Origin of the sequence: Gaiella sp. (genome assembly GCF_039915195.1) — a bacterium.
In the GTDB taxonomy this organism is placed as follows: Bacteria; Actinomycetota; Thermoleophilia; order Gaiellales; family Gaiellaceae; genus Gaiella.
The window spans coordinates 1-5,630 of record NZ_JBDSNT010000045.1 but is presented as its reverse complement, the minus strand read 5'-3'; the positions used below and the strand labels follow the sequence as shown (position 1 = coordinate 5,630).

General features: G+C 67.9%; 5 protein-coding genes. All 5 read left to right on the top strand.

What is annotated here, in order from left to right:
- Nucleotides 1-71: 71 nt before the first annotated feature.
- Nucleotides 72-2,036 (top strand): molecular chaperone DnaK, encoded by a 1,965-nt coding sequence (gene dnaK / locus ABIR74_RS04390; RefSeq protein ID WP_348175402.1) that lies wholly within the window; start codon nt 72-74, stop codon nt 2,034-2,036.
- Complete coding sequence (locus tag ABIR74_RS04385; RefSeq protein WP_348175401.1) at nt 2,033-2,584, top strand: nucleotide exchange factor GrpE; 552 nt, start codon at nt 2,033-2,035, stop codon at nt 2,582-2,584. The genes dnaK and ABIR74_RS04385 overlap by 4 nt, the downstream gene beginning before the upstream one ends.
- A 6-nt stretch (nt 2,585-2,590) precedes the next feature.
- Nucleotides 2,591-3,682, top strand: a complete 1,092-nt coding sequence (dnaJ, locus tag ABIR74_RS04380) for a molecular chaperone DnaJ (protein ID WP_348175400.1) — start codon at nt 2,591-2,593, stop codon at nt 3,680-3,682.
- Nucleotides 3,679-4,041: a helix-turn-helix transcriptional regulator gene (locus ABIR74_RS04375; RefSeq protein ID WP_348175399.1), complete on the top strand. Its 363-nt coding sequence runs from the start codon at nt 3,679-3,681 to the stop codon at nt 4,039-4,041. The genes dnaJ and ABIR74_RS04375 overlap by 4 nt, the downstream gene beginning before the upstream one ends.
- Nucleotides 4,042-4,077: 36 nt before the next feature.
- On the top strand, nt 4,078-5,630 hold a 1,553-nt coding region (locus tag ABIR74_RS04370; protein WP_348175403.1), incomplete at its 3' end, for a Clp protease N-terminal domain-containing protein.

The following is a 5,630-nucleotide window of genomic DNA, read 5'->3' as shown; positions in this document are numbered from 1 at the left end:
TCACCCCGGTATCTGATACAGTCAGGCTTAGATTTATCTAAGTCACTAACACTCAGATACGGAGGATTCGCATGGCAAAGACAATCGGTATCGATCTCGGCACGACGAACAGCTGCATGGCCGTCCTCGAGGGCGGTGAGCCGACCGTGATCCCGAACGCCGAAGGCGGCCGCACGACGCCGTCCGTTGTCGCATTCGCAAAGGACGGCCAGCGGCTCGTCGGCACGCCCGCACGGCGACAGCAGGTCACGAACCCGCAGAACACGATCTCCTCGATCAAGCGCTTCATGGGGCGCAAGTGGGACGAGGTCTCGGACGAGATGACGATCGTCCCCTACGAGGTCGTCGAGGGCGAGAACGGTGACGCGCGTGTCGTCGCAGACGGCAAGCAGTCGGCCCCGCCGGAGATCAGCGCGATGATCCTGCAGAAGCTGAAGACCGACGCCGAGGCGTTCCTCGGCGAGCCGATCACGGACGTCGTCGTCACGGTGCCCGCGTATTTCAACAACGCGCAGCGCGAGGCGACGAAGGACGCCGGCAAGATCGCCGGCCTCAACATCGTCCGCATCATCAACGAGCCCACCGCCGCCGCGCTCGCGTACGGGCTCGACAAGGAAGGCGCCGATCAGACGATTCTCGTCTTCGACCTCGGCGGCGGCACGTTCGACGTCTCGGTGCTCGAGCTCGGCGACGGCGTCTTCGAGGTCAAGTCGACGAACGGTGACAACCACCTCGGCGGCGACAACTTCGACAAGGTGATCGTCGACTGGATGACAGCCGAGTTCAAGAAGGATCAGGGCATCGATCTCGCCGCCGACAAGATGGCGCTGCAGCGGCTCTACGAGGCCGCCGAGAAGGCAAAGATCGAGCTCAGCTCCACGATGACGACGCAGATCAACCTGCCGTTCGTCACTGCTACCGCCGAGGGCCCGAAGCATCTCGACCTGACCCTGACGCGGGCGAAGCTGACCGAGCTGACGAGCGCCCTCGTCGCTCGGACGGTCGGCCCCACGAAGCAGGCCCTCGTGGACGCGGGGATCGACGCCTCCGGCATTGACCACGTCGTCCTCGTCGGCGGCATGACCCGCATGCCGGCGGTGCAGGAGCGCGTGACCGAGTTGCTCGGCAAGGAGCCCCACAAGGGCGTCAACCCCGATGAGGTGGTGGCGATCGGTGCTGCGATCCAGGGCGGGGTCCTGAAGGGCGAGGTCAAGGACGTGCTCCTGCTCGACGTCACACCGCTCTCGCTCGGAATCGAGACCAAGGGTGGCGTGATGACGAAGCTCATCGAGCGCAACACGACCATCCCGACCCGCAAGTCCGAGACCTTCACGACAGCTGAGGACAACCAGCCCTCGGTCGAGATCCACGTGCTCCAGGGCGAGTCGGAGATGGCGGGCTTCAACAAGACTCTCGGCAAGTTCCAGCTCGTCGGGATCGCCTCCGCGATGCGCGGGATGCCGCAGATCGAGGTCTCCTTCGACATCGATGCGAACGGGATCATCCACGTTGCAGCCAAGGACACCGGTACGGGCAACGAGCAGCAGATCAAGATCGAGGGCGGCTCGGGACTCTCGGAGGAGGAGGTGCAGCAGATGGTGAAGGACGCCGAGGCGCACGCCGAGGAGGCTCACACGCTGCGCGAGCTCGCCGATGCGAAGAACATGGCGGAGACGCTCACCTACCAGACAGAGAAGTCGCTCGAGGAGCATCGCGACAAGCTCGAGGCGGCCGACGCAGCAACCCTGGAAGGTCGGATCATGGAGCTGAAGCAGGTGCTCGAGAGCGGCGACCTCGGGACGATCCGCGAGAAGACGGAGGCGCTCAACGAGGCCGCCCAGCCGCTCGCGCAGGCGCTCTACGCGGACGCTCAGGCGGCGTCGGCTCCCGGTGCCGGCGATGCTGACGCGTCGTCGGCCGCCGACGAGGAGATCGTCGAGGACGCCGACTTCGAGGTGATCGAGGACGACGGGACCGCCGATGACGAGACTGCGGACGACGAGACTGCGGACGACGAGACTGCGGCGAAGGCGTGAGCGACGAGCTCCACATCGAGATCCAGGAGCCCTGGGACGAGGCTGAAGCCTCGGCCGAGGACGCCGATGCGGGGGCAGGCGCGGCCGAGGAGGCCGCGCCTGCGCTCGACCCACTGGCGGAGGCCGAGGCGAAGCGCGACGAGTACCTCGCGGGCTGGCAGCGGACGCAGGCGGACTTCGACAACTACCGCAAGCGCGCGCTGCGACAGCAGCAGGAGTTCGCCGCCCGCGGTGCCGAACGGCTCGTCGCGAAGCTCCTGCCCGTGCTCGACGACCTCGAGCGGGCGCTCGCAGCTGCGGCCGACCACGAGGAGGCGAAGGTGATCGAGGGCGTTGAGATGACGAAGTCGGCGCTCGCGGCAGCACTTGCCTCGGAGGGGCTCGTCGAGATCGAGGCCGACGGCGCGTTCGACCCGCACGTCCACGAGGCGCTACTCGCCCAGCCCGTGGAGGGCGTCGAGAGCGGCTCCATCGTGCAGGTCGTCCAGCGGGGATACCGGCTCGGTGATGCCGTACTTCGCCCCGCCCGCGTGATCGTGGCGGAGTAGCGCGTCGTGGCCCGCAGCCCGTACGAGGTGCTCGGCGTCGCGAAGACGGCCGGCGATGACGAGATCAAGAAGGCGTACCGCAAGCTCGCTCGCGAGAACCACCCCGACGCGAATCAGGGCGACGCCGCCGCCGAGGAGCGATTCAAGGAGATCCAGGGGGCGTACGACATCCTCTCCGACGTCGAGAAGCGCAAGCAGTACGACACGTTCGGCTCGGCCGGCCCGAGAGGCGGAGGCGGTCCGGGGCCAGGTGGGTTCTCCTACGAGAACGTCGACCTCTCCGACCTGCTCGGGCAGTTCGGTGGCATCTTCGGTCGCGGAGGCGGCGGACGGAGAGGGCGGCCGCAACCGGAGCGCGGCGCCGACCTCGAGTCGCGCGTGCGGCTTCCATTCGAGGACGCACTTGCCGGCGCCCAGGTCAGGGTGCCCGTCGAGGTCGACGCTGCATGTCGCACCTGTCACGGCACCGGCGCCGAGCCCGGCACATCGCCTGTCACATGTCCCCAGTGCAACGGCTCGGGCACTGTGTCCGACTCGCACGGCCTCTTCGCCCTTTCGCAGCCCTGCCCGCGCTGCCGCGGCAACGGTGTCATCGTCGAGAAGCCCTGTACGACCTGTCGAGGCGCCGGCCGCGAGCGCGTCACGAAGCGCTACGCCGTCAAGATCCCCGCGGGCGCGAAGGACGGAACGAAGGTGCGCTTGAAGGGCAAGGGGGAGCCGGGCGCGAACGGCGGCCCGGCCGGCGACCTCTTCGTCGTCGTGTCCGTCGTTCCGTCGACGCTCTACGAGCGCCGCGATGCCGATCTCATCCTCGAGGTGCCGATCACCTATCCCGAAGCGACGCTTGGTGCCACGGTCGAGATCCCCACGCCCGAGGGGCCTGTGAATCTGAAGGTCCCGTCCGGGACGGAGAGCGGGAAGCTTCTCCGGGTCAAGGGCCGCGGCGCCCCGAAGTTGAAGGGCGGCGGCAAGGGCGATCTCCTCGCGCGGATCCGGGTCACCGTTCCGCAGAAGCTGACGAAGGCCGAGAAGGAGGCGCTCGAAGGCTACGACAGGGTGCTGCGCGAGCGGCCCCGAGACAGGGCGTTCAACGAATGAGCGCTCGGCCCCGCTACATGATCTCGGTCGCGGCCGAGCTCGCGGGGATGCATCCGCAAACGCTGCGCGCCTACGAGGCGAAGGGACTTGTCAACCCCGGCCGAACGCCCGGTGGGACGAGGCTGTACTCGGACGAGGACGTTCGGCGCCTGCAGCTCATCCAGCAACTGACGACAAAGCTCGGTCTCAACCTGGCGGGTGTCGAGCACGTCCTCCGGCTCGAAGACGAACTTCGCCGCGTCAGGGCGCGCATGGAGCAGCTCGAGTCGCAGCTGCGAACCGAGATTCACGAGACCCACCGCCAGTACCGGCGCGAGGTTGTTCTCTACCGACCACAACCACCCGCAAGGAACCCGTAGGGGAGAGGCGCAGCCTCGCCCGCACGCCGAGGAGAGATCATGGATTTCAACAAGCTGACAATCAAGTCCGGAGAGGCCGTCGCCCGCGCGCAGGAGATCGCGCGGCAGGCAGGGAACCCCGAGCTGACCAGGGATCATCTGGCCGTCGCGCTCCTCGAGCAGGAGCTGCCGCGCACCCTCGTGCAGCGCGCCGGCGCCCAGCCCGGCTCGATCCTGGTCGAGACCGAGACGCGGATTCGCGCGCTGCCCGCGGTCTCCGGCTCGAACGCACAGCCGCAGGCCGGTGCGTCATTCCGCAAGGCGCTCGACGACGCCCTCGAGGAGGCGCGGAAGCTCGATGACGACTTCGTCTCCGTCGAGCACCTGGTTCTCGCCCTCGAGTTCGTCCCGCGTGACGCGTTGCTCGGCGCGCTCAAGGAGGTGCGCGGGGGGCAGCGGGTGACGACCCAGGATCCCGAGGGAACCTACGATGCGCTGACGAAGTTCGGTCGCGACCTCACCGCCGCGGCCGAGGCGGGCAAGCTGGATCCCGTGATCGGGCGCGACGAGGAGATCCGTCGCACGATCCAGGTGCTCTCGAGGCGGACGAAGAACAACCCCGTTCTGATCGGCGAGCCTGGCGTCGGCAAGACGGCCATCGCCGAGGGGCTTGCCCAGCGGATCGTCGCGGGCGACGTGCCTGAGGGCCTGAAGGGCAAGCGGGTCTGGGCGCTCGACGTCGGAGCGCTGATCGCAGGCGCGAAATACCGCGGCGAGTTCGAGGAGCGGCTGAAGGCCGTCCTGGCCGAGATCACGGCCGCCGAGGGAGCGATCGTCCTCTTTATCGACGAGCTCCACACGATCGTCGGTGCCGGCGCTGCCGAGGGTGCCGTCTCCGCAGGCAACCTCCTCAAGCCGATGCTCGCGCGAGGCGAGCTACGCGCCGTCGGGGCGACGACGCTCGACGAGTACCGAAAGCACATCGAGAAGGACCCGGCGCTCGAGCGGCGCTTCCAGCCCGTGCTCGTGGGCGAGCCCTCCGTGGCCGAGACGATTGCGATCCTGCGCGGGTTGAAGGAACGCTACGAGGCCCACCACGGCGTCCGCATCCGCGACGCCGCGCTCAACGCGGCTGCCGTCCTGTCCGAGCGCTACATCACCGATCGCTTCCTACCCGACAAGGCGATCGATCTCGTCGACGAAGCTGCCTCGCGGCTCCGCATGGAGATCGACAGTTCGCCGGTCGAGCTCGACGAAGCAGAGCGTCGCGTTACCCAGCTCGAGATCGAGCTGACTGCGATGGCGAAGGAGGCGCCTGCGGCGCGAGAGCCCGTGGAGCGCGAGCTCGCCGAGGCGAAGACACGCCGTGACGAGCTTGCGGCGCGCTGGGCGGGAGAGAAGGACATCCTCGATCGCGTCAAGGAGATCACGCGAGAGATCGACGATCTGCGCATGGAAGCCGAGCGGGCCGAGCGGCACGGCGATCTCCAACGGGTCGCAGAAATCCGCTACGGCCTCCTGCCCGCGCTCGAGCAGGAGCTCGCCGTGCGCGGCGAAGCGGTCAGCGCGACCGAGCCGATGGTGAAGGAAGAGGTCGACGAGGACGACAT